The 24212-nt window shown below is 41.2% G+C and carries 24 protein-coding genes; 15 read left to right on the top strand and 9 right to left on the bottom strand.

The features are described 5' to 3' along the window. Positions 1-275 precede the first annotated feature (275 nt). From AB5062_RS05190 to AB5062_RS05180, 3 genes are read right to left on the bottom strand one after another with little or no spacing between them, the layout of a single operon-like run. On the bottom strand, positions 276-1370 hold the full coding sequence (locus AB5062_RS05190) for an OmpA family protein (RefSeq protein WP_032952366.1): 1095 nt from the start codon (positions 1368-1370) through the stop codon (positions 276-278). Positions 1371-1413: 43 nt separating this feature from the next. Further along, complete coding sequence (locus tag AB5062_RS05185; protein WP_032952368.1) at positions 1414-2262, bottom strand: DUF3869 domain-containing protein; 849 nt, start codon at positions 2260-2262, stop codon at positions 1414-1416. A 10-nt stretch (positions 2263-2272) separates the two neighbouring features. Further along, the gene (locus AB5062_RS05180) at positions 2273-3511 is read right to left on the bottom strand and encodes a hypothetical protein (protein WP_008782197.1); all 1239 of its coding nucleotides are present in this window, start codon (positions 3509-3511) and stop codon (positions 2273-2275) included. A 206-nt stretch (positions 3512-3717) separates the two neighbouring features. Here AB5062_RS05180 and ruvX point away from each other — a divergent pair, with 206 nt between their 5' ends. From ruvX to AB5062_RS05140, 8 genes are all read left to right on the top strand, one after another. Next, a complete protein-coding gene (gene ruvX / locus AB5062_RS05175; RefSeq protein WP_008671433.1) occupies positions 3718-4137 on the top strand; it encodes a Holliday junction resolvase RuvX in 420 nt (139 codons plus the stop codon). Between the two features lie 23 nt (positions 4138-4160). Beyond that, positions 4161-4715: a peptide deformylase gene (gene def / locus AB5062_RS05170; protein WP_016270694.1), complete on the top strand. Its 555-nt coding sequence runs from the start codon at positions 4161-4163 to the stop codon at positions 4713-4715. Positions 4716-4787: 72 nt separating this feature from the next. Beyond that, positions 4788-6797, top strand: coding sequence for a tetratricopeptide repeat protein (locus AB5062_RS05165; RefSeq protein WP_005847108.1), 2010 nt, complete (start codon positions 4788-4790; stop codon positions 6795-6797). An 80-nt stretch (positions 6798-6877) separates the two neighbouring features. Next, the gene (gene thrS, locus AB5062_RS05160) at positions 6878-8818 is read left to right on the top strand and encodes a threonine--tRNA ligase (RefSeq protein ID WP_368326849.1); all 1941 of its coding nucleotides are present in this window, start codon (positions 6878-6880) and stop codon (positions 8816-8818) included. A gap of 115 nt (positions 8819-8933) precedes the next feature. Continuing rightward, complete coding sequence (gene infC, locus AB5062_RS05155) at positions 8934-9530, top strand: translation initiation factor IF-3 (RefSeq protein ID WP_005847112.1); 597 nt, start codon at positions 8934-8936, stop codon at positions 9528-9530. A 71-nt stretch (positions 9531-9601) separates the two neighbouring features. Further along, entirely contained in the window at positions 9602-9799 is a 198-nt protein-coding gene (rpmI, locus tag AB5062_RS05150; RefSeq protein ID WP_005851390.1) for a 50S ribosomal protein L35, read from the top strand. A gap of 111 nt (positions 9800-9910) precedes the next feature. Beyond that, positions 9911-10261, top strand: coding sequence for a 50S ribosomal protein L20 (rplT, locus tag AB5062_RS05145; protein ID WP_005847114.1), 351 nt, complete (start codon positions 9911-9913; stop codon positions 10259-10261). 464 nt (positions 10262-10725) lie between these two features. After that, positions 10726-11493 (top strand): EFR1 family ferrodoxin, encoded by a 768-nt coding sequence (locus AB5062_RS05140; RefSeq protein WP_005851391.1) that lies wholly within the window; start codon positions 10726-10728, stop codon positions 11491-11493. A gap of 49 nt (positions 11494-11542) precedes the next feature. On the opposite strand, the gene mltG is transcribed toward AB5062_RS05140, so the two are convergent. Beyond that, entirely contained in the window at positions 11543-12577 is a 1035-nt protein-coding gene (mltG, locus tag AB5062_RS05135; protein ID WP_012055998.1) for an endolytic transglycosylase MltG, read from the bottom strand. A gap of 200 nt (positions 12578-12777) precedes the next feature. On the opposite strand from mltG, the gene AB5062_RS05130 reads away from it, so the two are divergent. Further along, complete coding sequence (locus AB5062_RS05130; protein WP_005847120.1) at positions 12778-14301, top strand: alpha-N-arabinofuranosidase; 1524 nt, start codon at positions 12778-12780, stop codon at positions 14299-14301. A gap of 89 nt (positions 14302-14390) precedes the next feature. Here the strand turns inward: AB5062_RS05130 and AB5062_RS05125 are convergent, their stop codons facing one another. Next, positions 14391-15248: a DNA/RNA non-specific endonuclease gene (locus AB5062_RS05125; protein ID WP_005847122.1), complete on the bottom strand. Its 858-nt coding sequence runs from the start codon at positions 15246-15248 to the stop codon at positions 14391-14393. A 124-nt stretch (positions 15249-15372) separates the two neighbouring features. On the opposite strand from AB5062_RS05125, the gene AB5062_RS05120 reads away from it, so the two are divergent. From AB5062_RS05120 to AB5062_RS05110, 3 genes are all read left to right on the top strand, one after another. Further along, positions 15373-16722 carry an alpha-L-fucosidase gene (locus AB5062_RS05120; protein ID WP_005847124.1) on the top strand — a complete coding sequence of 450 codons (1350 nt, stop codon included), beginning with the start codon at positions 15373-15375 and terminating at the stop codon, positions 16720-16722. A gap of 18 nt (positions 16723-16740) precedes the next feature. Next, entirely contained in the window at positions 16741-18780 is a 2040-nt protein-coding gene (locus AB5062_RS05115; RefSeq protein WP_005847125.1) for a sugar-binding protein, read from the top strand. Positions 18781-19203: 423 nt separating this feature from the next. Further along, entirely contained in the window at positions 19204-20034 is an 831-nt protein-coding gene (locus AB5062_RS05110; protein ID WP_032952374.1) for a hypothetical protein, read from the top strand. Between the two features lie 65 nt (positions 20035-20099). Here AB5062_RS05110 and AB5062_RS05105 read toward each other — a convergent pair whose 3' ends face one another. From AB5062_RS05105 to AB5062_RS05090, 4 genes are read right to left on the bottom strand one after another with little or no spacing between them, the layout of a single operon-like run. Beyond that, positions 20100-20519, bottom strand: coding sequence for an N-acetylmuramoyl-L-alanine amidase (locus AB5062_RS05105; protein ID WP_005847130.1), 420 nt, complete (start codon positions 20517-20519; stop codon positions 20100-20102). Continuing rightward, on the bottom strand, positions 20516-20653 hold the full coding sequence (locus AB5062_RS05100; protein ID WP_005847132.1) for a hypothetical protein: 138 nt from the start codon (positions 20651-20653) through the stop codon (positions 20516-20518). Before AB5062_RS05100 ends, AB5062_RS05105 begins: the two co-directional genes overlap by 4 nt. Before the next feature lie 4 nt (positions 20654-20657). Beyond that, positions 20658-21050 carry an HU family DNA-binding protein gene (locus AB5062_RS05095; protein WP_032945310.1) on the bottom strand — a complete coding sequence of 131 codons (393 nt, stop codon included), beginning with the start codon at positions 21048-21050 and terminating at the stop codon, positions 20658-20660. After that, a complete protein-coding gene (locus AB5062_RS05090; protein ID WP_012055996.1) occupies positions 21047-21547 on the bottom strand; it encodes an HU family DNA-binding protein in 501 nt (166 codons plus the stop codon). Before AB5062_RS05090 ends, AB5062_RS05095 begins: the two co-directional genes overlap by 4 nt. A gap of 187 nt (positions 21548-21734) precedes the next feature. On the opposite strand from AB5062_RS05090, the gene AB5062_RS05085 reads away from it, so the two are divergent. The 3 genes from AB5062_RS05085 (at position 21735) to rfbF (ending at position 24196) form a co-directional block, all read left to right on the top strand. After that, a complete protein-coding gene (locus AB5062_RS05085) occupies positions 21735-22169 on the top strand; it encodes a hypothetical protein (protein WP_022508255.1) in 435 nt (144 codons plus the stop codon). A 232-nt stretch (positions 22170-22401) separates the two neighbouring features. Beyond that, positions 22402-23250: an RES domain-containing protein gene (locus AB5062_RS05080; RefSeq protein WP_022508254.1), complete on the top strand. Its 849-nt coding sequence runs from the start codon at positions 22402-22404 to the stop codon at positions 23248-23250. A 172-nt stretch (positions 23251-23422) separates the two neighbouring features. Then, on the top strand, positions 23423-24196 hold the full coding sequence (gene rfbF, locus AB5062_RS05075; RefSeq protein ID WP_007850828.1) for a glucose-1-phosphate cytidylyltransferase: 774 nt from the start codon (positions 23423-23425) through the stop codon (positions 24194-24196). Positions 24197-24212 lie beyond the last annotated feature (16 nt).

Raw genomic sequence — 24212 nt, 5'->3', positions numbered from 1 at the left:
CCTGCAACATTATATGCCCTTTGCTTATATATCCTGGGAGTATTTTAAAAAAGCTTTTTGTTTGTGATATAGCCCGGTATCTTGTTACAAGATTCGGTAAATGTTGCCTCAAGTTTCCGGAATTGTATAGCCGAGATTCGTAGATTCTTGTTATACGGTTTGTTTGCTGTTGCTGTTTGTGTGATTAAAATGCAGTTGAAGAAAAAAAAGAGGGAGCATCGTTTGTTACGATACCCCCTTCTTTAATTTATCAGAGTTTTATCAGGTAGCAATGATTATTTTACTTCCAGAATAACTACGCGGTTCAGATAGTTCTTGCCAAACATATTGTCTGTTCCACCCATAGCAACTTTTTCAAGTTGGCTTTCTTTTACGCCTTCTGCAACCAATGCATCGTAAACAGCCTGAGCACGTTTTTCAGACAAAGTCTGGTTGAATGAAGCAGATCCTGTAGCTTTATCAGCGAAACCTGCGATTTTGTACTTAGCGTTAGGATTAGCTTTGATAGCTTTAGCCATTAACTGTACATTAACCATGCCTTCCGGACTGATCTTTGCTTTACCGATCTTGAAGAAGATAGCAACTTCTGCAGCGCTAGGAACTTCTTTAATCACTTCCTTGACTACTTCTTTCGGAACTTCACGAACCACTTCCTTGATCACTTCTTTTTCTACTACACGGTCTTCAACTTTAGCAAACTTCTTGCCGCCAAAAGTATAGCTTACACCTGCTGTGATCATACCTGTACCTTCTGCCTTACGGTGATCGCTGATGTTACCGAAGATTGAAGGAGCGATTGCACCACGAGCTTCAACATCGATAGCCCATTTATTGTTTAAGTTAAACTTTAAACCTAAACCGGCAGAAGCGCCTATACGAGCTTTAGCTTTTGCTTCACCGGATGTAGAAACACCAGTTCTTTCACCTGTGTTGCCATCGTAAGTATAAACAACATTTGCAGATTTTGCAACAGATAACTGAGGACCTACAAAACCATAAACTTCAAAGAAACGGTTAGGATTAGCGCCTGCAAATAAAGATGACAAGTTTACCATTGCATCAATATTCGCTCCAACATAGTTCTTGTTGTGTTCGTGATAGCCAATTTCTTGTAAACATAAACTTTGCCATATTCCGTTCACTTGACCGCGTATTCCCCAAGTCGGAGTAATATATTTACCAAGCGAAATACTGAAATTCGGAGATATTCTGTTAAATCCATCGTTTGCTACAGAGTGTATACCACCACCTACGCTAATAAAAATATTATCGCTCCATTTCGGAGTATAATAATTAGTTTCTTGTGCTTTAATTGTTGTTGCACATACGCCTGCCAATAATAAAGACAGGGTTAAAAATTTATATTTCATTATATTATGTTTTTAGTGATTAAATCAAAATATTAACTGGCTATTAGTCTGCAATAATAATACCACCACCGGCATTGCTGTCATCTCCATGTCCATGACCGTGGCCGTGACTTGGAGCATGTCCATGACCCGGTATTTGCTCATTTTTAGGAGAAACTATAGTATTGTAAGAATCGACTGTGAAGCTTGCAACAGGATTTCCATCTCTTTTAGGTGATTTTTCGAATATCTGATAAACAGATGTTGTTTTCATATAGTCCACAAAAACACTAAAACGGGAATGTGCTAATACCTGTACATCATTTAGAGTCACTTTGTCTTCTCGGACACCTTTATCATAAGCATCTATAATGTTATTTATTTCGCTGTCGTCTCCCTCATAATCGTTCTTTATAACTTCACTACCTTCTTTTTTAGTGTAAGTTACTGTAATGTAATACCAATAATCACTGGTATTATCCTTGAACCCACTGTGTTTAGTTGTTTCTATTTGAGAATTACTACTTTCTTCTTGTGCAAAGAAATTCTCGCTTAAGATAATAGTAACTTCTTTTGCACCGAATTGACCTGCTTTTAGTGCAGGAATAGTAACTGATGCAGAACCAGTCATTCCCTTGTATTTTGCATTTATATTAATGGATTCACTAGCTAGTTCAGGTGTACCTTCGTAGGTTCCGTTACCTTTACTGAAAGAAATTTCTGCACTTTGAGTTACATCTGTACCTGTAGTCGCATCAATAACCACGGGGGTTATAATAAATTTTGCATTTACGGGGGTAACCTCAATTCCAATATTTTCCTTCTCACAAGAAGTAAACATTGTTGTTGTCAATGCTACTATGGCCAGTGCCAATTTAGCACTTAAACCACTTAAAAATTTGTTTTTTTTCATCTCGATAAAATTAAAATTTTAATAATTCTGATTTAATAAAATATGGATTAAAACTATTACTTTCCATTATGTTGTCACTCGTTTCAGCTTTATATTGTTTATAATATTTTCGTTCATTTCCTGCGTTATAAATAATTCCCATATTATTTGAGAAGTTTACACGCGGTATATATTTATGTCTTTTGTTTTTATAAAAAGGAAGCGCGACTTGAAACCTGAATCCACCATTACTGTTGGCATGTTCTGCTTTCATTGCGTAAAAACCTATGGACGCATATCGGAAATGACGTATCATTTCAAACTTGATACCTTTTTCTCCTAATAAATATCTTTCTCCTTTTAAGCTAAATTGTGTATTATATCTCGGCCAATAAAAGTTTCCTCCAATTGTCCATGTTGTTGTCATTTTCGTATCATAATGTAGCTTGAAGCCATTCCAATAACCTATACCTACATAACCAATACGTGCTTCTATAGAGAAACGTTCGTCTTTAAACGGATAAAACAATGATAAATCACTTCCCCATCTGTCTGCATTAAAATAGCCTATAGTTGCTTTCCCATATATATTATATGGCAGACGGAAACGCTGGGAAAGGGTTATATGTCCCGGATGAACTTTATCTTCCAATATCCCATATCCATCGTTATACACAGGTATCTTTATCTGTCCTGTTAACTTACTTCCTGGCCATAAGGAAACTTCAATAGCTGGGCTTAAGTCAAATAACACCTGATATATTTGTGTAATAATCATATTCATATATGATAATTGAGGATATACCATAATATCTACTTTAAACAGCGAACTGTTCTTTTTCTTTTCTTTCTTCACCTTGTCCCAACTGTCACCTATATCATAACTGACTTTCCAGTCTTCACCGCTTACCACTGTTGTGTCACCGGCAAGAGGCTGATAGGTCAGTGAGACCTGAGGTATATTATAGTTGGTAACAATCAACTTACAAGATTTGTCCTTGGGTAATCCCATCGACTGTATGATATCTACAGCCTTTCTGATACCCAACGCTTGAATTTTGTAAGCACTGTTTTCAACCACATAAACTCTTTCTTCAGGAGTATCTGTCCATCTTACATTTTCAAATCCCATTTTTACAAGACTATCTGTTGTTAATTCTCCTGTTGATTGGCTGAAACTTTTTAATGGAATCATAACAAGCAACAATATAGCTATACAATACAACAAACATCTATATGAAACTCCTTTGGAAGAGCTCTGATTTTTCATTTTATAACAAATACTTGTTTCGATTTAACAATTATGCGGCCTCTACGTTAAGCCACATATTCGGTGCAAAAATAAGTACTATTTTTTAAATAGCAAATAAAATTAAACGAAATGAATCATTCCTTTTGAAAAAACAGTTGAAAAAGCATATTTTAATCTTTATATATAAAATAGGTATGGAATAAATTTGTATTTTTGCAAACTATATGAGTAGAATATTAGCGATAGATTACGGTAAAAAGCGCACAGGTGTGGCTGTGACGGATGTTTTGCAGATTATTGCAAACGGGTTGACGACTGTTCCTACACACCAACTACTGGACTTTATTCTGAAATATGTGGAAAAAGAGCCTGTGGAACGCATCATTGTGGGGCATCCTAAGCAAATGAATAATCAGGAGTCGGAAAATATGCGTAATATTGTCCCTTTTGTCAATCAACTAAGGAAAAAATTACCGGATATACCGGTAGAGTTTGTTGACGAGCGGTTTACGTCCGTATTGGCCCACCAAGCCATGTTGGATGGAGGCTTGAAGAAAAAAGACAGGCAGAACAAAGCCTTGGTTGATGAAATCAGTGCTACGATAATCTTACAGTCTTATTTGGAGTCGAAGAAATATATTTAATAAATAAAAACAGATTAAGAAAAATGATATTACCTATTTATGTGTACGGACAACCGGTGTTGCGTAAAGAAGCAGAGGATATTACCCCGGATTACCCTAATTTGAAAGAGTTGATAGCAAATATGTTTGAAACCATGAATCGTGCAGATGGTGTGGGCTTGGCTGCTCCGCAAATAGGTCTGCCTATTCGTGTTGTAACTATTGATTTGGATGTGATGTCTGATGACTTGCCCGAATTCAAGGATTTCCGCCGTGCCTATATAAATCCTCATATTTTAGAAGTGGGTGGAGAGGAAGTCAGCATGGAAGAAGGTTGTTTGAGTTTGCCCGGTATCCATGAAACGGTGAAACGTCCGGACCGTATTCATGTGACTTATTTGGATGAGGAACTGAAAGAACATGACGAGTGGGTGGAAGGCTATTTGGCAAGGGTCATGCAGCATGAATTTGATCATCTGGACGGAAAAATGTTCATTGATCATTTGTCTGCATTACGCAAACAGATGATTAAAGGAAAGCTGGGGGCCATGCTGAAGGGCAAGGCGCGTTGCTCCTATAAGGTCAAGACTATAAAATGATAACTCCGCAATTTTGATCTATGCGCCACTAGTGGCGCATTTGTGGGAAAACCGTATTTTTATAAATACAAAATGATAAAACGGATACTCTATACATTATTAATAATGTTCCCTGTAGTGGCTTCGGCACAGATAAATACGGACAGGGTGATGGCGATAGGGCGTAATGCGCTTTATTTTGAGGATTATGTCCTTTCGATTCAATATTTCAATCAGGTGATTAATGCAAAGCCTTATTTGTCTGATCCTTATTTCTATAGAGGTCTGGCGAAGATAAATTTGGATGATTTTCAGGGGGCGGAGAGTGATTGTTCGGAAGCTATTGAGAGGAATCCGTTTGTGGTAAGTGCTTATCAGGTGCGTGGATTGGCACGGATCCAGCAGAATAATTTTGCGGGAGCTATAGAAGATTATACCAAGGCGTTGGAATTTGATCCTGAGAACATAGGGGTATGGCATAATATGGCCCTTTGCCGTATCAGGCAGGAGGATTATAAGGGGGCGAAGAATGATCTGGATAAGCTGATCGCCATTTCCCCCCGATATACAAAGGCCTATTTGATGCGTGGTGAGGTGGATTTGAAGCAGAAAGATACTTTGGCTGCCGAAAAAGACTTTGGCAAGGCGATTGAAATAGACCGTTATGATGCAGATACATGGGCCAGCCGTGCTATCCTTCGTCTGCAACAGCAGAGATATAAAGATGCGGAAGCCGATTTTGATCATGCCATCCGTCTGTCCACCCGGAATTCAGGTGTTTATATCAACCGTGCTTTGGCCCGTTACCATCAGAATAACCTGAGAGGAGCGATGAGTGACTATGATATTGCATTGGATATTGATCCCAATAATTTCATCGGCCATTATAACCGGGGTTTGTTACGTGCACAAGTAGGAGATGACAACCGGGCTATTCAAGACTTTAATTTTGTTATCGAAATGGAGCCTGACAATATGATGGCTATTTTCAACCGTGGTCTGTTGTTGGATCAGACAGGAGATTATAAAGGGGCAATTAAAGATTATTCTACGGTGATAAATGAATATCCCAATTTCTTGCTGGGATATCAGTACAGAGCGCAGGCGCGTAGGAAAATAGGGGATGTGAAAGGTGCTGATGCAGATGAATTCAAGGTGTTGAAAGCACAGTTGGATAAACAGAACGGAGTAGATCCTAATAAGCAGACTGCCGATAATACGGAGAATAATAAAACCCGTAAGAAGTCCGACAAGAACATGAACAACTATCGTAAGATAGTGGTTGCCGACAACGAAGAGGGAGAAGAAAAATATAAGAGTGACTATCGTGGACGCGTGCAGGATAAGAATGTGAATATTGTTCCCCAGCCCATGTTCGTGCTTACCTATTATGAAAAGCACGATGATGTGAAACGGCAGGTCAACTATTATAAGTTCATTGAAACATTGAATAATCAGAAAGTACTTCCCGGCCGTCTGATTATAACTAATGAGGAAGCTCCTCTGACGGAAGAACAAGCTACAAAACATTTTGCATCCATTGACGAACAGACTGCTGCCATTGTGGCTGATCCGAATGATGTGAACAAACGTTTTGCACGTTCATTGGACTTTTATCTGGTGCAGGATTTTGCAAGTGCCATTGAAGATTTGAATCAGGCTATTATTATAGAAGATCATTTCTTCCCGGTTTATTTCAACCGTGCTCTCATCCGTTATAAGCAGCTGGAATACCAGAAGATGGAAAAAGAGTATGATTTGAAAGCCGGTCCGGGAGAGAAGAGTGCAGTGAAAGCTGCGGACTATGAAATGGTAAAGCGCGATTTGGACAAGGTGATTGAGCTGGCTCCGGATTTTGTCTATGCTTATTATAATAGAGGTAATGTGCTTTCTATCTTGAAAGACTATCGTGCGGCAATTGTTGATTATGACAGAGCCATCCAGTTGGATCCTAAATTTGCGGATGCTTATTTCAATCGCGGCTTGACACATATTTTCTTGGGTAACAACAGGCAAGGTATACAGGACCTGAGTAAAGCAGGTGAGTTGGGGCTTTTCTCTGCTTACAATATCATCAAACGCTTTACGGAACGAAAAGAATAACATTTTTTTGCTAAAAAGAGGATAAGTCAAAAAGATTTCGTTATTTTTGCATCCTCAAGAAAGAATATAAATAGAAGATTATGATAAAGATAACATTCCCCGACGGCTCCGTTCGCGAATATAACGAAGGAGTTACTGGTCTGCAGATTGCAGAAAGTATCAGTTCACGGCTGGCACAAGATGTTTTAGCTTGTGGCGTGAACGGTGAAACGATTGATTTATCTCGCCCTATCAATGAAGATGCAAACTTCGTTCTTTATAAATGGGAAGACGAACAGGGCAAACATGCTTTCTGGCATACTAGTGCCCACTTGCTGGCCGAAGCATTGCAAGAACTTTATCCGGGCATTCAGTTTGGTATCGGTCCGGCCATTGAAAACGGTTTTTACTATGATGTAGACCCGGGTGAAGCAATCATTAAGGAAGCAGATCTACCCGCTATCGAGGCCAAGATGGCCGAGTTGGCTGCAAAGAAAGAGATATTGGTGCGTCAGAGCATCGCTAAAGAGGATGCGTTGAAGAAATTCGGTGAAAGAGGTGAAACTTATAAATGTGAATTGATTTCCGAACTGGAGGATGGACACATCACCACTTATACACAAGGTGCGTTTACCGACCTTTGCCGTGGTCCTCACTTGACCTCTACCGCTCCTATCAAAGCTATCAAGCTGCTTTCTGTAGCCGGTGCTTATTGGAGAGGACAGGAAGACCGCAAGCAGATGACACGTATTTATGGTATAACTTTCCCGAAGAAGAAAATGCTGGACGAATATCTGGTAATGCTGGAAGAAGCCAAGAAACGCGACCATCGTAAGATAGGTAAGGAAATGGATTTGTTCATGTTTACCGATATGGTGGGCAAGGGACTTCCCATGTGGTTGCCGAAAGGTACTGCCTTGCGTATCCGTTTGCAGGATTTCTTGCGCCGTATCCAGGCCCGTTATGATTATCAGGAAGTAATGTGTCCGCCTATTGGCAACAAGAACCTGTATATCACTTCCGGACACTACGCCAAGTACGGTAAGGACTCGTTCCAGCCTATTCATACACCCGAAGAAGGGGAAGAATATTTCCTGAAACCGATGAACTGTCCTCATCACTGTATGATTTATAAGAATTCTCCACGTTCTTATAAGGACCTGCCGTTGCGTATCGCGGAATTCGGAACCGTATGCCGCTACGAACAAAGTGGTGAATTGCACGGACTGACCCGTGTGCGCAGTTTTACACAAGATGATGCTCACTTGTTCTGTCGTCCCGACCAAGTGAAGGAAGAATTCCTTCGCGTGATGGATATCATCAACATTGTGTTCAAGTCTATGAATTTTGAGAATGTGGAAGCTCAGATTTCTCTTCGTGACAAGGTGAACCGCGAAAAGTACATCGGTAGTGATGAGAATTGGGAAAAAGCCGAACAGGCCATTATTGAAGCTTGCGAAGAAAAAGGCCTGATTGCGAAAGTGGAATATGGTGAGGCTGCATTCTATGGTCCTAAATTGGACTTTATGGTGAAAGACGCTATCGGTCGTCGCTGGCAATTGGGAACAATTCAGGTAGACTACAACTTGCCCGAACGCTTCCAGTTGGAATATATGGGCTCAGATAACCAAAAGCATCGTCCGGTAATGATTCACCGTGCGCCTTTCGGATCAATGGAACGTTTTGTTGCCGTATTGATTGAGCATACTGCCGGTAAATTCCCGCTGTGGCTGACTCCTGACCAGGTAGCTATTCTGCCTATTTCTGAGAAATTCAATGAGTATGCGGAACAAGTGAAAGCGGAACTGAGAAAATTCGATGTTCGTGCTATTGTGGATGACCGTAATGAAAAAATCGGCCGTAAGATTCGTGACAATGAAATGAAGCGTATTCCTTACATGTTGATTGTAGGCGAGAAAGAAGCTGAAAACGGTGAAGTTGCAGTCCGCAAGCAGGGCGAAGGCGACAAAGGAACCATGAAAATAGAAGAATTCGGAAAAAATCTTGCCGAAGAAGTTTCTAATATGATAAATAAATGGTAACTTTGCAGCCGTTTGCAAAAGAGCGCATTGTTAAACCTTTATGTATTCTTTTGCGTTAAGATAAAGAAATACTAATTAAAATAAGAAGAAACAAACAGGAACTAAAAGTTTTTTAATGAAGAATGACAGTTTAAAAGGGCAACACAGAATCAATGAACAGATTCGTGCCAAAGAAGTCCGCATAGTGGGCGACGATGTAGAATCGGCAGTTTATCCGATAGCTCAAGCTTTAAAAATGGCTGAGGATCATGAGGCTGACCTAGTTGAAATTTCACCCAATGCTGTTCCTCCAGTTTGTAGAATTATTGATTATTCTAAATTTCTTTATCAATTAAAGAAACGTCAAAAGGAACAAAAGGCTAAACAGGTAAAGGTAAACGTAAAGGAAATCCGTTTCGGACCTCAAACAGATGATCATGACTACAACTTCAAGTTGAAACATGCCATCGGATTCTTGCAGGACGGAGACAAGGTGAAAGCATATGTGTTCTTTAAAGGTCGTTCCATTCTTTTCAAAGAACAAGGCGAAGTATTGTTGCTTCGTTTTGCGAATGACTTGGAAGAATATGCAAAAGTAGAGCAGATGCCCTTGTTGGAAGGTAAGAGAATGACTATTTCTTTGGCTCCGAAGAAAGCGGGCTCTCCGAAGAAGGCAGAAACGGATACTGCTAAAAAGGAAAATCCGAAAAAGGCAGTAGAAACAAAAGAATGAAAAAAGAGTGCGTAACGCGCCGGTATAGTGCGTTACCACCATTTGAATAATAATTTAAAATTAAAAACAAGATGCCAAAGATCAAGACTAACTCCGGTTCTAAAAAAAGATTCGTTCTTACCGGAACAGGTAAAATCAAAAGAAAGCACGCTTTTCACAGTCATATTTTGACTAAGAAGACTAAAAAGCAGAAAAGAAACCTTGTACACTCAGGTCTAGTAGCTAATGCTAACTTGGATCAGGTTAAGGAATTGCTTTGCATGAAGTAATCTAAAAACAACGAAAGCGTAAACGTATTATTTAAAGTATTAACCGAATGTCTTTAGCTTTAAGTTCACCGTGTGAAACAGTGGCGCTAACATTCAAAAAGAATTAAAACTATGCCAAGATCAGTAAATCATGTTGCTTCTAGAGCAAGAAGAAAGAAAATTTTAGGTCTTACCAAAGGTTACTTTGGTGCAAGAAAGAATGTATGGACAGTAGCAAAAAACACTTGGGAAAAAGGTTTGACCTACGCATACCGTGACCGTAAGAACAAGAAACGTAATTTCCGCGCTTTGTGGATTCAGCGTATCAACGCTGCCGCTCGTCTGGAAGGAATGTCTTATTCTAAATTGATGGGTGCATTGCACAAAGCAGGTATCGAAATCAACCGTAAGGTGTTAGCTGATTTAGCTATGAACCATCCGGAAGCATTCAAAGCAATTGTTGCTAAAGCAAAAGCAGCTTAATTCTTCTGTAAACGGCGATATAAAGATTTATGAAAGAGCAATCTCTAAGGGGTTGCTCTTTTTTATTGCGGATGCCTTGTGATGTTTCCTTAAGAAATGGAAACAACAATAAGCAGAATTACAGAGAGTTATTTTCTTGCTTATTATTTTTAACAAACAAATTCTGCTATACTCTTGTTTATATCATAAAAAGGACGTATATTTGTCATACGGAAAGAGATGAAAAGCGAGCCGCATTAGTTGGATTGGGAAACTCATCAAACTAATCTGAAAACCGAGACATAGCTTCATCTTCCAATGGCGGGCCACGCCTTCGGGTAGCATTTATGCCGGTGGATTACAAAGGAGGAGAGCACTCAAAACCTGTCATTCGGAGTTTCATCGCATCACTGGTGCGGCTTCATTATAAGGCGATGCTAATTCAAAAGATTAGCATCGCTTCTTTTTATAAAAATAGTACGGATATGATATTTTATTTTTCAGGTACAGGTAATTCGGCTTGGGTGGCAAGGCAGCTGGCGGAAGGACAGAATGAGGAATTGTTGTCCATAGCTATGGAAATAGACAGGAACAAAGCGTATAAGCTGAAAGAAGGGGAAAAAGTAGGTTTTGTTTTTCCTGTATATGCATGGGGCCCTCCCAAGATAGTACTTCGTTTTATTCATCAGCTAAAGTTGGATAAGCCGGGATACCTTTTCTTTGTCTGTACTTGCGGAGATGATACAGGCCGGACTGCACAAATTTTTTCTTCTGCCGTTACCCGGAAAGGTTGGCAATGTGTTGCCGGCTATTCGGTTACTATGCCGAATACGTATGTTTCTTTGCCCGGTTTTGATGTAGATGATAAAGATATAGAAACCCAGAAAGTACAGAATGCTGTTGCCCGTGTGCGTTTTATCAACGAAGAAATTACATCAAGGGCTCAAATGAAACAATATAATTGTCATGAAGGTGCGCTTCCATTTACTAAATCCTATTTGCTGCGCCCTCTTTTCAATGCTTTTCTGATGTCTCCCAAGCCTTTTCATGCAACGGAAGCCTGCATTGGTTGTAAGAAGTGTGAGAAGGTTTGTCCTGTGGGCAATATAACAGTGACGGATCGTCCCGTTTGGGGAGGTAACTGTACTCAATGTCTGGCTTGTTACCATGTTTGTCCGGTACATGCAGTGGAATATGGAAAGATGACCGGGAAAAAAGGACAATACAAAGGAAGGTTGCTGAAAGATTTATAGATACACATTAAATAATCCATTGGGAGGGCGGACCTATAGTCCGCTCCTTTTATTTTATTTTTCGCCGGTTTAACGCTTGTTGATAGCGTCTTGCATTAGCTTGATGCTGGGCTGCTGTGACAGCGAAATTATGAGTGCCTGAGAAATCTTCTTTTGCACACATATAAATATAATGATGCTGTGTATAGTTCAGTACGCTTTCCAATCCTTGGATGGATGGGATTCGGATAGGTCCCGGAGGTAAACCTGCATGTTTGTAGGTATTATAAGGAGAATCCACTTCCAGATGTTTGAAAAGAATGCGTTTCAGTCCGAATTCCTGTAAACCAAATTTTACCGTCGGGTCTGCTTGCAACAACATCCCTTTATTCAATCTGTTAATATAAAGTCCTGCGACCATGGGCTTTTCGGGACCATTGGCCGTTTCTTCTTCCACGATAGAGGCCAGGGTGGACACTTCTTCAGGAGTAAGTCCGATATGTTGAGCCTTTTTCAGCCTGTCATTATTCCAAAAGGCAGCATGTTCTTTTTGCATTCGTTTCATGAAAGCGTCAGCACTCATATTCCAATAAACCTCGTAAGTGTTAGGAATAAAAAGGGAGGGTAGTGTCTCTTGGGTATATCCCATTTGTGCACAGTAAGCACTGTCGGAAATTAATTTGGCAATATCCAGAGAATCAATCATGAGCTGGCGCGAAACGGCCCGCACTAATCTGTCCACGGTGCGTACACTGGGTACAGTCAGATTAATGGGAGTCTGGTATCCCATGGAAAGACGTCGGAAGAGGTAGCGCATATTGTCCGATGGATTGAGAGCGTAACGTCCTGTCCGTATATTGTCGCCATACTTCTCTTTTTCTGCCAGATATTGAAAACCGAACATACTTTTAGGATGTCCGTTCCGGATTATTTTATGGTATACAGAATCCAGGTTATCATCTCTGTCTATATAAATATAGGTGGTTTTTGTAAGTTGGAATTGTTTGGCAAAGAAATAGTAATATATACTTCCTGCACCGCCTGCTCCTGTCAGGATAATGATAAGGATAACAATCCATACAATAGTACGCTTCTTTTTATTCATTTTAGTCTATCGGGCTTTTTTGTATGCAAATATAGGCAAATATCCGTTTCTTTTCTACTTTTGACGATTTTGTACCCCTAAAAATACAATTTTGTCCACTATCCGGTTGATGTAAAATGTGTAAATTTGACCAAACGAAAAACGAGAACGCAAATATAGTATAATTAATTATTTTATTTTTAATCATGAAAAATGCACTTATGGGCTTGGCATTGTTCGCTGCAATGCCGGTATTTGCCCAACAGAAAGCGACTATCAATGTACATCCCGAGCAAGGGAAAGAAATCATCAGTAAACATATTTACGGGCAATTTGCAGAGCATTTGGGAACCTGTATCTATGGAGGCTTGTGGGTAGGTGAGGATTCTAAAATTCCCAATACCCAAGGCTATCGTAATGATGTGCTTCAGGCATTGAAAGACTTGAAAGTGCCGGTGCTTCGTTGGCCGGGCGGATGTTTTGCCGATGAATATCATTGGATGGATGGTATCGGTCCGAAAGAGAACCGCCCCCGAATGGTCAATAACAATTGGGGAGGTACAGTGGAAGATAATAGTTTCGGAACACATGAATTTCTGAACTTGTGTGAGCTGATAGGTTGTGAGCCTTATATCAGCGGTAATGTAGGAAGTGGGAGTGTGGAAGAAATGGCGAAATGGGTGGAATACATGACTTCCGAACAAGGTAGCCCGATGGCGAAACTGCGTAAGGAGAACGGTCGTGAAAAACCATGGAAAGTGAAATTCTTTGGGGTAGGTAATGAAAGTTGGGGATGCGGAGGCAGTATGCGTCCTGAATATTATGCAGACTTGTACCGCCGTTATTCCACTTATTGTCGTGACTATGATGGCAATCACTTGTTCAAGATTGCAAGTGGTGCCAGTGATTATGACTATAACTGGACAGAAGTACTGATGAAGAATGTAGGTCACCGTATGGCCGGTGTGTCTTTACATTATTATACAGTGATGGGATGGAGTGGAAGCAAAGGATCGGCTACACAGTTCACTGATGATGATTATTATTGGACTATGGGCAAATGTCTGGAAATAGAACCGGTGCTGAAGAAGCATATGGCAATTATGGATAAATATGATCCGAAGAAGCAAATCGGTTTGATGGTGGACGAGTGGGGAACCTGGTGGGATGAAGAGCCGGGAACTGTCCGTGGACATCTGTATCAGCAGAACACGTTGCGCGATGCTTTCGTGGCCTCTTTGACACTGGATGTTTTCCATAAATATACGGATCGCATCAAGATGACAAACATTGCCCAGATTGCCAATGTGCTTCAGTCTATGATTTTGACAAAGGACGACAAGATGGTTCTGACACCGACTTACCATGTCTTTGAAATGTATAAAGTGCATCAGGATGCTACTTATCTTCCTTTGGAACTGAACTGTGAACGCAAGATTGTACGCGACGACCGTATTGTCCCGATGGTAAGTGCTACAGCTTCACGGGATGCAAACGGTTTGATTCATATTTCCTTGTCTAATGTGGATTTGCAGGAATCGCAGGAAATAGAGTTGAACTTGGGTGAGGTAAAGGCCAAGAGTGTTACCGGCCGTATTCTGACTGCTAACAATATAGGTGATTACAATAGTTTCGAGAAACCGAATGTGGTTGCCCCGAAAGAATTTACCGGAGCAAAGGTCAATAAAGGAAGCTTGAAAGTGACTCTTCCTGCCAAGTCTATCGTAGTGCTGGAAGTGAAATAAAACCCGTACGTTCGTGTGCCCCCACACATACGTATGTGTGGGGGTATACATACGTATGTATCGTTTCATGCCTGCGTATGTGTGATAGACTACGGTAATTCTTGTACCAACTCCGCTTCGATTCTGTTTTCTATTTCATCCGGCAGGGCAGGGAAGAAATCGATATCCGTTCTTTTCTCTACGCTGTCTACTGTTACCATATATTTCTTCAGTGGCTTATGTCCGGCGCTGTTGGGGAAAATAAATCCTATGGCTTGCGGATTTTTCTTATCATTTATCAATATGACTTTATAGAAAGCATGGGGGACTGCCACTTTATTGTTGCCAATTCTTTTGGGGCGTTTAGTATCATATATAGGTCCGCAGGCAATATACACGGCTCCATATTTTTTTGCCCATTGGCGTGACTTTTCCTCCAGGTCATTCCAGTCGCCGCGGTTCAGATTCGGATTTTGCGGACAAATGTTGCTCATATAAAAAGATTCTTCCATGGCTTGTTTGTTCCATTTCATATCGGCGGCAGGGGCCATGTGTCCCCGGTCGTATCCTGATTTTGTATAATCTCCCGTATATGCTTTGGCTCCACGTACGTCCGGGTCGGGCAAGAATTTATTTGTTCGCCCTTCTTTTCCTTTTGTTTCTTTTTTAGTAAGTTCCCACGCCACCCATTGTGGAGTTTTGTAATCGGCATTATAAGACAGGGTATATCCTTTACGTTTCAGAATCTGGCCGCCTGTACTTGATTGTATCATCGGAATTTCCAATGCACCGCCATGTTGGGGCGAGGTCAGTATTTCTGGCTTTTCTTCATTGCTTTCGATAGTGGGGATATTTTCAAGCAGTTTCCCGTCAAACAATTGATGTTTATATGCCAAAAGTCCCAGTAATACTAAAATAATGATGACTCTCAGGGGACTATTGGATTGTTTCTTTTTCTTTGCGCTCATATTTGTTCTGTTTTAGGGGTGCAAAGATAGAATAAAATATAAAAATACATTATCTTTGTCCATTATATAGCTGTAAATTTTAATAATACTGACATGCTATCCTAACTAATCAAACCTATTATATATGAAAAAGAACCGATTATCGTTAGCGTTCCTGAGTCTGCTGATTGCAGCTTCTCCTTTACGGGCACAAGATACGCTACAGAATGAAACAGTCGAGCAGAAAGACAAGAGAATGGAATGGTTTTCACAAGCCAAGTTGGGTATCTTTATCCATTGGGGAATTTATTCCGTCAGAGGAGTGTCCGAAAGCTGGTCCTTCTTTAACAACTACCTGCCCTATGATGAATACATGGAGCAGGAAAAAGGTTTCACAGCCTCCAAGTATGATCCGAAGGCTTGGGTGGATCTGATAAAAGAAAGTGGAGCCAAATATACAGTGATAACTACCAAACATCATGACGGAGTTGCGTTATGGGATACCAAAGTAGGAGATATCAGCGTCGTGAAAAGCACTCCGGCAAAACGTGATCTCATAGCTCCCTTTGTAAAGGAAGTAAGAAAACAAGGATTGAAACTTGGCTTCTATTATTCTTTATTGGACTGGTCTCATCCTGATTACCCAAACAAAACCCGTACGGAAGTACGTTATAAAAATGATCCTGAACGTTGGGCCAGATTCAACAAGTTCAATTTCGGACAATTGGCGGAGCTGAACAAAACCTGGAAGCCGGATCTGTATTGGTTCGACGGGGATTGGGAGCAAAGTGCGGAAGCATGGAATTCCAAAGGTATTGTAGATCTGCTCCGTTCGGATAATAAGAATGTGATTATCAATTCGCGCATACAGGGATATGGCGACTATGCTACTCCCGAACAGGGAGTGCCGGTGGTGCGTCCCGAGGATAAATATTGGGAGCTTTGTATGACCATGAATGATTCATGGGGATATCAGCATACAGACAGCAACTATAAATCACCCTATATCTTGCTTCGTACATTTGTAGACTGCCTGAGCATGGGCGGTAATCTTTTATTGGATATCGGTCCGAAAGAGGACGGTTCCATTCCTGAAGAACAGATCGCTGTGTTGAAGGAGTTCGGCCGATGGACCAAGAAGCATAAAGAAGCTATTTATGAAACTCGCGCAGGGATTCCTACCGAGCATTTCCAGGGATATACCACACTGAATAAGGCGGGGGATATTCTGTATTTATACCTCCCTTACAAACCTAACGGTCCGGTGGAAGTAAAAGGGCTGATGAACAAAGTGAACCGTATATGGGTGGTTGGTAACGGAGCTATGTTGAATTACAAGGTCTACAATAAAAATTATTGGAACTCAGTACCGGGCAATCTTTATATTGATGTACCCCAACAGGTACAGGATGAGCAGATTACCGTGCTGGCCGTGTTGCTGGATGGACCGATCAAACTCTATCGTGGAGTGGGACAAGTGCAAGATAATAACTAATCTGAATCAGAAAAATAGATGAAGAAACTTATTTATACCCTGTTGCTTCTGCTGGTTACTTTTCCGGCAATGGCACAAAGCCTTTTTGAACAATATGAACGTTTTCTGGCCGAACCGCGTACCTATGTATGTTATCGTCCGGATGGAAAGTTGAAAATAGATGGTAAACTGAATGAAAGTTCCTGGAAGAAGGCGGCGTCTACCGCTCCGTTTGTAGATATAAGCGGCGAAGGATTCCCGACTCCCAAATATGAAACTACCGCCAAGATGCTGTGGGATGATGAATATTTATATGTAGGAGCTGTTCTTCAAGAAGAGGATATCAAGGCACGTCTTACCCTGCGTGATACCATCATCTATTATGACAATGACTTTGAAGTGTTTATCGATCCGGATAGCGACGGACACAATTATTTTGAAATAGAAACCAATGCGCGTGGCGTGATTTTCGACCTGATGCTGGACAAACCTTATCGTTCGGGTGGAAATTTCATGGTGCAATGGGACTGCCCCGGATTGAAGACCGCCATCCATTGTGAAGGTACACTGAATAAATCAAAAGATAAAGATAAGTATTGGAGTGTGGAAATGGCCATTCCTCATCAGGCGCTGACCATGAACTTTAACAATCCGTTGAAGGCCGGCAACACCTGGCGCATCAACTTCTCGCGTGTACAGTGGCTGAAGGAGAAAGGACCCGAGGAAAATTGGGTATGGACTCCTACCGGAAGAATCGATATGCACATGCCCGACCGTTGGGGATATCTTTATTTTGTAGACAAGCAAGTGGGAATCTCGCAGGATGAGTTGGTTTATCCGTACAATCAGGCTATCTATAAACTGCTATGGGCTATGTTCTACGCACAGCAGGATAATTATAGTAAACAACATAACTACTTGCGTGCCACAGAACAATTCTTTTTGACTGATAAAGAGTTGAAAGATCTTCCGGCTGATGCCCGGATTGCGGTGGAAGCGACTCAGAACACCTATCAGATAGCTATAACCAATCCTGCTGAAGGAGTCCGTTATGTGATAAATAATGAAGGACGTTTCCGGACAGAAAAGATACCTGCCCGTGAAGTTAAAAACTGGTTGTGGATGCGTCTGAATAACCGTTCGGATGCCGAATGGAAAAAATGGTTTGCGTTGTTGAAAGAATGTGGTATTTCGGGTGTCATGTTCGAGGGATACAATGAAAATATTTATCGTCTTTGCAAAGAAGCCGGACTGGAGGCACATTATTGGAAATGGACGATGAACCGCAGGGAACTGCTGGACAAGCATCCCGACTGGTATGCCGTGAACCGTAAAGGCGAGTCTTGTCACGACAAACCGGCCTACGTGGATTATTATCGCTTCTTGTGCCCTAATCACCAAGGTGTGGCAGAGTATCTGGCAGAAGACTATGTAAAGGAAGCCCATAAGCCTTATGTGGATGGTGTTCATCTGGATTATGTCCGTATGCCGGATGTAATCTTGCCTGTCAGCCTATGGAAAAACTATGGTATAGAGCAGAAAGAAGAGTTGCCGGAATATGACTATTGTTATTGTGATGTCTGCCGTGAATTGTTTAAAGCTAAAACAGGACAGGATCCGTTGGAGTTAAAGTATCCGATGGAAAACCAGAGTTGGATCAATTTCCGTCTGGATGCCATCACTCGTGTGGTGGATGCCATTACCAAAGCGGTGAAAGCCGATCATAAAGCTATTTCTGCCGCAGTGTTCCCGGGGCCGTCCATGGCTCGCAAGATGGTGCGCCAAGATTGGGGAGAATGGACGTTGGATGCTTATTATCCGATGATTTATAATAAATTCTATTATGAAGGTCCTGAATGGATCGGGCGTTCGGTAAAGGAAAGCGTTGAAACGGTGAATGGGCGTGCCAAGATATATGCCGGACTGATGTTTGGTGATATTAAGGACAATTTTGAAGAGGCGCTGGATGAAGCGTACAATAACGGGGCATCCGGTGTATCCTTCTTTGATGGTCCGGATGAAGAATATTTGCATAAATTCAAAGCTTATCTGGATAAGAGAGGATTTGTGGTGAAGTAACTCCGTACTGTTAGATCCTTATATTAGAGAAATAAATCTCTTTTTAGCGGTCACTTTCGATTTTTATCGTAAGTGGCCGCTTTTGCGTTTTATCATTTGTTCTTTTAATGAGTGCGGAAAAGGAATTTATGTGTTCCTTTTTGGTCTTTCTTGGATCTATCTTGAAAATGAATCTGTTAGAATAAAAAAAATGGAGTTCTCTTAGTAAGAGAACCCCATTCCGCTGCAAATGTAGCTATAATAATCCAAATACGGAAATCTTTTATTCAGGAATCAGTCTCTGATAAGGATTCTTATAATATTTGTTTGCAAATTATCCATCTCTGATTATATGTAAATATCTTATTGTCAGTAGTATATGTCTTTTTGGGGTTCTCTTACTAAAAGAACCCCAAAAAGACATACATAAAAAGTAATGTTTTGATGGTAACAGAAAATAGTATGGAGCTTGAAAATCAAGCGTTCCTTTCAAATCAAGACATAACGGGCGAAGCGCCTAAGTTACTGCTCTGCAGTTCAATCGCTTCTAGCTCAGACCTGGGGTCAAATGAAGGAATCACGCCAATGGCGGGAATAGGAAAAGAATACCCTGAACTCAGCTGGTATTATCTGTATCTTTCCAACAAAGAACTGAAACGCTATATCAGTGTTTTCAGTGGCAGGAAAGCTGTTCGGCTTCGTACACCATCAGGTACCGTAGAAGAGAGATTTTTTTGCTTCAAGGTGTTTTCTTACACTGCCACCGATCATAGGAAACGTTTCGAGCAATGTGCTTATACCAAAGAGGAATATACCGCTCGCCGTGACTCTGCCCGGGTGGTGAAAGAGGCTTTTGCTACCGGCTCCACTCAGAAACTGAATGCGTTGACGAACGAGAAAGGGATTGAAGGCAACGGTTGGCTGTTTGTATGTGCCCCCTTGGGGCAGTTGGAATGTATTCTGTCTGCCATGCTTCCCCGCCAGTATCTGGTGACGGACTATAACACACACCGTGCGGCGGTAATTCCTCAACGTCAGATGGAAGAATTTATCTATCTGTATGAATCCATGCCTTACAATATCGAGCTGATGAACCGGCCTTTGGAGGACTATCTTCAGAAAAAGCAACGAATCCGTATTACCGGTGGTGTCTTTCGGGGGAAAGAGGGGTGTATCATGCGTTTGCACCGCAATACAAGGCTGGTATTCGCTTTTGGCAATATGACGGTGGCAGTGAGCTATCTTCATGCGTTTCCGTTTGAAAAAATCGATTAGTTTAATTAAAGCCATCCATACATCCCTTGCAGGACGATGGATGGCAGATAAGACTACAGACGTAACTAAGGTTGCAAATCTATATATTCAGCTGTGACATGGAAACATGGACAGGCTTTTTGCGGATTCAAGTCATGATGGCCTACAATCAGTGCCTTGGGATAACGTTGATGCAGTTGTTCAATCAGTTTTCTCAGCGTAGCCTTTTGTGCTTCCGTCCGGGTGTCTTTCGGCGTTGTTCCGCCATCATCCAGTCCGCCTATGTAGCATATACCTATACTGTGGCTGTTGTGGTGCTTGCAATGTGCTCCAACCAACTCTTCCGGGCGTCCGGCTTCTATCGTTCCGTCTGTAGGAATCACATAGTGGTAACCACAGCACTTCCAGCCCAATGAACGATGGTAGCGGTCAATGTCCTCCGCTCGCAAGGCACTGCCCGCCTTGTTGGCAGAGCAGTGCACGATAATCAACGAAACCGTTCTCATAAGCCGCTTCCAAGTGCTCCTCCGGCAGCGCCTGTAATGAGCAGCTCAATGATGCGGACGATGTACAGCAGTACATTTTTCCAGTTCTTTTTCATACGCTTTGTCTTTAAATAGATGAATAATATAAGTTCCATGACGTTAAAAGATTCGTGGAGTCATTTTATATTCCATATCTGCAAATGTCTCCTTGAGTTTGCGACACGGGGCAAACACGATGTGCGCGCCCTTGATGTTTTTCTTGGAGAACAAAGCCTCCGAAGCGGCTCCTTCGCATTTTAGGGAGACACTGAATGTTCCGAGGCCGTCCAGGGTGACTCGGTCGCCTTGGGCAAGATGCTCGGACAGGCGGTTGAAGACTTCCTCCAGCACCGCTTCCATCATGCCGTGTGGGAAAAAGCGGAGATGTTCCGTCACTTCCTTTACGAGTTTCTTATGCGAAACCGTTTCGTTGGGCACACACTTTGCGTATGCTTTCTTGGGCATCGTCCTGTCGGACGCATTTCCCATCGAGAAAACGTGGTATTTTATCATAATGACGGATTGTTTTCATTCGTGGAAGCCGGGGTCTTTCCTTTGGCGGCATCCAAGTCGACTGTGCCTTTACCGGCCTTTTCGGCCTTCAGGGTGGCGGCTTGGGCTATGCGGCTTGCTACGGGATTGAAAGCGGCGCGGGAACGAAGATTTTGGAAGTCTTCTCCCGGCGTGAACACAATGTTGACGGCGGTGATGTTACTTTCTGTAAATTTCTTCAGGTCTTCCGCACCTTCCGAGCCTATAGAAATCCAGAAATTACCTAATTCTGCCAGTTGTACTTTTTTGCCTTCCAGAAGCATTTCTACAAGGCACTCGCACATATCGGCTATTACACCTTTTACCGTTCCGCGAGTGAATACGCCATTGTGGTCGGCAATGTGTTTGACAAACTGGCTGAATGGCATGATTTCAGAAACTTGAGCTTTTGCATACGCTTTTTGGGCGGCATCGACATCCATCGGGTTGCCCATCATAAATACACTGTAATCAATCATGATAAAATAAAGTTTAAAAGTTTTGTGTTTCCGGGATGTTCGTTCATCCTTCCGACACGACAAAATTAATGCGGGGAAATACCGTAAAAAAATCTATTTATTATCGTTTACTAACTGTTGACTGCCGTTCACTAGCTATTGACTGACCGTTAACTACCCGTTGACGAATCATTCAAACAATAAGCTTATGGATAGTGAGACACACTTCAGCATCGTCTTCAACATTTATGGAGGCAGCAACCAGATTCTTCCCAATGCTACTTCCGCCACACAGAATTATTATGGTGATGAGACGGAACTAGAGAAGGATGATGTAAGCAAGGACAAGGAACCTGCTTTATCTCCCGAGGCTACGCGCCTTTTCTCTTATATAAATAAGGTGGAGGATTTACGTATCTATCTGGTACAGATAGCAGAATGTACCAATGCGGTGGAACTGGCCAGGGTTATAGTTAAGATGGGCGAACGGGAACCGAAGATTACTTCGGAAGAGATGGTGAAGGAGCGTTTTATTTCGTTGTTTTTTCCTCTCACACCTTTGTTCGTATCGGGCAAGACTGTCAGTAATATCCGTGCGCGTATCAATAACGCTTGGGCAAGACGACCGAGAAAGCGGTTATGACCGGAGGTGAAAAACTGGTGAAAAGTGTGGAAAAAAGTAAGATATGTTCGTGGGCAAAGTAAGTTCACTTACTTTGCGATTTAAGTCCACTTACTTTGCTCGGGAATATATCTTACTAAAGATCGGAAAAAATAGCTTTCGTGAAAAGTATGGTAAGTACCTTTGCTTTTGGAACAATATCTATAATCGATAATAAGAGGTAAGAGTGTTTACCGAATAAAATGCTTATGTGATGAATGATTACGCAAATATTACCCAAATAACACTTTTGGTCAGAAGACTGGATATTGGTACAAAAGTAATTAGGGTTAGACAGCATTCTCAAGAAAATCAATTGTTCAAATATAGAAAAGATCTATCTTATCCACCGAAAGAAAAGGTTAAGTTGGCAAGGGCTAATATGGATGGACAACCTATGTTTTATGGTGCTGTTTTTTCAAACTTCTGTATAAATGATAATCCACGTCTTACATGTCTTTTAGAAACCAATAAGGAAGTCTTAGATGATACTTTTGTAGGGAAGAAAGATTTGACTTATTCACTTTGGCTGAATAAGAGAGAGATTAATCTTTTTGTAATCCCTGTATTTGATAGCTATCCACATCCTGCGAAGGACTTTGAATGGTATTATGAACTATGGAAAGAACTGATGCAAGATGATAGAATCAATAAAGAACAGATAAACGTTTTAAAAGAATTGTCACGACATTTTTCCTTGACTGGAGAGAAAAAAGAAGAGGAAAACAGCTATGCTTATACAGCTGATTTTACAACTCATTTATTTAAGACTCATCCTGAAATTGATGGAATTATTTATCCTAGCGTAAGACTAAAAGAAGAAGGTATAGGTGTTAATGTAGCTATTCGTCCTGAAGTGATTGATGATGCTTTTGAGCTGAAAGCGTGTTCTGTCTGTAGATATTTCAAAAGAAATAAAAAACAACAACTAATATTGAATTATAAACATTCTCGATTTAGACAAAATGGTAAGATCTATTATGTGATAGATAGAGAATTTTATCGGGATTTGGATTTTAAGAATACCGAATACGACTTTAAAACCTTACAATTTAAGTATTAGCGTCCCAAAAAGACTAATATGAAAATTAATAAATACTGATGATATTTGTCACTGTGATCAAAAAATGAATTATGTATAGCAACTCAGATTGGCTGATGACATTTGTAAGAACTATGACGAATTAATACGTATAATGCGTGCCAGTGCATGATGAAATAGAAATAATTTTTATATGAAAGTAGTGATTTTAGCCGGAGGTTTTGGTACTCGTATTAGCGAGGAGAGCCAGTTTAAGCCCAAACCGATGATTGAGATAGGTGGCAAACCTATCCTATGGCATATCATGAAATGGTATTCCAAGTTTGGTCATAATGAGTTTATTATCTGTTGCGGATACAAGCAACAGGTTATCAAGAATTATTTTGCCAACTACTATATGTATAATAGTGATATGACATTCGACTTTTCTGCCAATGGGAAAGTAACTGTACATAGTGATCATACGGAAGACTGGAGAGTGACGGTGGTTGACACAGGTTTGAATACCATGACGGGCGGACGTCTTAAACGCGTTAAAGATTACATATCTGGTGAGCCGTTTCTTATGACTTACGGTGATGGTGTGTCAGATGTTGACATTAATGAATGTATCCGGTTTCATGAAGAGACAGGGACTATGGTCACGTTGACAGGTGTGCTTCCCGAAGGTCGTTTCGGAGTAATGGACATTGACGGTTCTATGATAAGGTCTTTCCGTGAAAAGAGTCGGGATGATATGGGATGGATCAACGGAGGTTTCATGGTTGTGGAGCCGGGAGCATTGGAATATATAGAAAATGACACAACGACCTGGGAGCGTGAACCTCTTGAAACGCTTGCCTCCCGGGGGCAACTTTCCTGCTATAAGCATCATGGCTTTTGGCAGTGCATGGACACGTTGCGTGACAAGGAGAAACTGGAGAGCCTCTTGGCTTCGGGCAAAGCACCTTGGAAATATTGGAAATGATAAAAATAAAAGGATA

It is taken from the genome of Phocaeicola sp. RTP21359st1_B8_RTP21360_211022, assembly GCF_040911965.1.
In the GTDB taxonomy this organism is placed as follows: domain Bacteria; phylum Bacteroidota; class Bacteroidia; order Bacteroidales; family Bacteroidaceae; genus Phocaeicola; species Phocaeicola vulgatus.
The sequence above is the reverse complement of the archived record's forward strand: the minus strand, read 5'-3'. Positions and strand labels throughout refer to the sequence as shown.

What these genes read in the sequence shown, in the direction of transcription:
- AB5062_RS05190 (WP_032952366.1), bottom strand. Translation starts at nt 1,370, where the DNA reads ATGAAATATAAATTTTTAACCCTGTCTTTATTATTGGCAGGCGTATGT.
- AB5062_RS05090 (WP_012055996.1), bottom strand. Translation starts at nt 21,547, where the DNA reads ATGATTGATTACAGTGTATTTATGATGGGCAACCCGATGGATGTCGAT.
- AB5062_RS05180 (WP_008782197.1), bottom strand. Translation starts at nt 3,511, where the DNA reads ATGAAAAATCAGAGCTCTTCCAAAGGAGTTTCATATAGATGTTTGTTG.
- ruvX (WP_008671433.1), top strand. Translation starts at nt 3,718, where the DNA reads ATGAGTAGAATATTAGCGATAGATTACGGTAAAAAGCGCACAGGTGTG.
- AB5062_RS05130 (WP_005847120.1), top strand. Translation starts at nt 12,778, where the DNA reads ATGGGCTTGGCATTGTTCGCTGCAATGCCGGTATTTGCCCAACAGAAA.
- def (WP_016270694.1), top strand. Translation starts at nt 4,161, where the DNA reads ATGATATTACCTATTTATGTGTACGGACAACCGGTGTTGCGTAAAGAA.
- thrS (WP_368326849.1), top strand. Translation starts at nt 6,878, where the DNA reads ATGATAAAGATAACATTCCCCGACGGCTCCGTTCGCGAATATAACGAA.
- AB5062_RS05105 (WP_005847130.1), bottom strand. Translation starts at nt 20,519, where the DNA reads ATGAGAACGGTTTCGTTGATTATCGTGCACTGCTCTGCCAACAAGGCG.
- AB5062_RS05110 (WP_032952374.1), top strand. Translation starts at nt 19,204, where the DNA reads ATGGTAACAGAAAATAGTATGGAGCTTGAAAATCAAGCGTTCCTTTCA.
- AB5062_RS05125 (WP_005847122.1), bottom strand. Translation starts at nt 15,248, where the DNA reads ATGAGCGCAAAGAAAAAGAAACAATCCAATAGTCCCCTGAGAGTCATC.
- AB5062_RS05165 (WP_005847108.1), top strand. Translation starts at nt 4,788, where the DNA reads ATGATAAAACGGATACTCTATACATTATTAATAATGTTCCCTGTAGTG.
- infC (WP_005847112.1), top strand. Translation starts at nt 8,934, where the DNA reads ATGAAGAATGACAGTTTAAAAGGGCAACACAGAATCAATGAACAGATT.
- rpmI (WP_005851390.1), top strand. Translation starts at nt 9,602, where the DNA reads ATGCCAAAGATCAAGACTAACTCCGGTTCTAAAAAAAGATTCGTTCTT.
- AB5062_RS05080 (WP_022508254.1), top strand. Translation starts at nt 22,402, where the DNA reads ATGAATGATTACGCAAATATTACCCAAATAACACTTTTGGTCAGAAGA.
- rfbF (WP_007850828.1), top strand. Translation starts at nt 23,423, where the DNA reads ATGAAAGTAGTGATTTTAGCCGGAGGTTTTGGTACTCGTATTAGCGAG.
- AB5062_RS05185 (WP_032952368.1), bottom strand. Translation starts at nt 2,262, where the DNA reads ATGAAAAAAAACAAATTTTTAAGTGGTTTAAGTGCTAAATTGGCACTG.
- AB5062_RS05120 (WP_005847124.1), top strand. Translation starts at nt 15,373, where the DNA reads ATGAAAAAGAACCGATTATCGTTAGCGTTCCTGAGTCTGCTGATTGCA.
- AB5062_RS05100 (WP_005847132.1), bottom strand. Translation starts at nt 20,653, where the DNA reads ATGGAACTTATATTATTCATCTATTTAAAGACAAAGCGTATGAAAAAG.
- AB5062_RS05085 (WP_022508255.1), top strand. Translation starts at nt 21,735, where the DNA reads ATGGATAGTGAGACACACTTCAGCATCGTCTTCAACATTTATGGAGGC.
- AB5062_RS05115 (WP_005847125.1), top strand. Translation starts at nt 16,741, where the DNA reads ATGAAGAAACTTATTTATACCCTGTTGCTTCTGCTGGTTACTTTTCCG.
- rplT (WP_005847114.1), top strand. Translation starts at nt 9,911, where the DNA reads ATGCCAAGATCAGTAAATCATGTTGCTTCTAGAGCAAGAAGAAAGAAA.
- mltG (WP_012055998.1), bottom strand. Translation starts at nt 12,577, where the DNA reads ATGAATAAAAAGAAGCGTACTATTGTATGGATTGTTATCCTTATCATT.
- AB5062_RS05140 (WP_005851391.1), top strand. Translation starts at nt 10,726, where the DNA reads ATGATATTTTATTTTTCAGGTACAGGTAATTCGGCTTGGGTGGCAAGG.
- AB5062_RS05095 (WP_032945310.1), bottom strand. Translation starts at nt 21,050, where the DNA reads ATGATAAAATACCACGTTTTCTCGATGGGAAATGCGTCCGACAGGACG.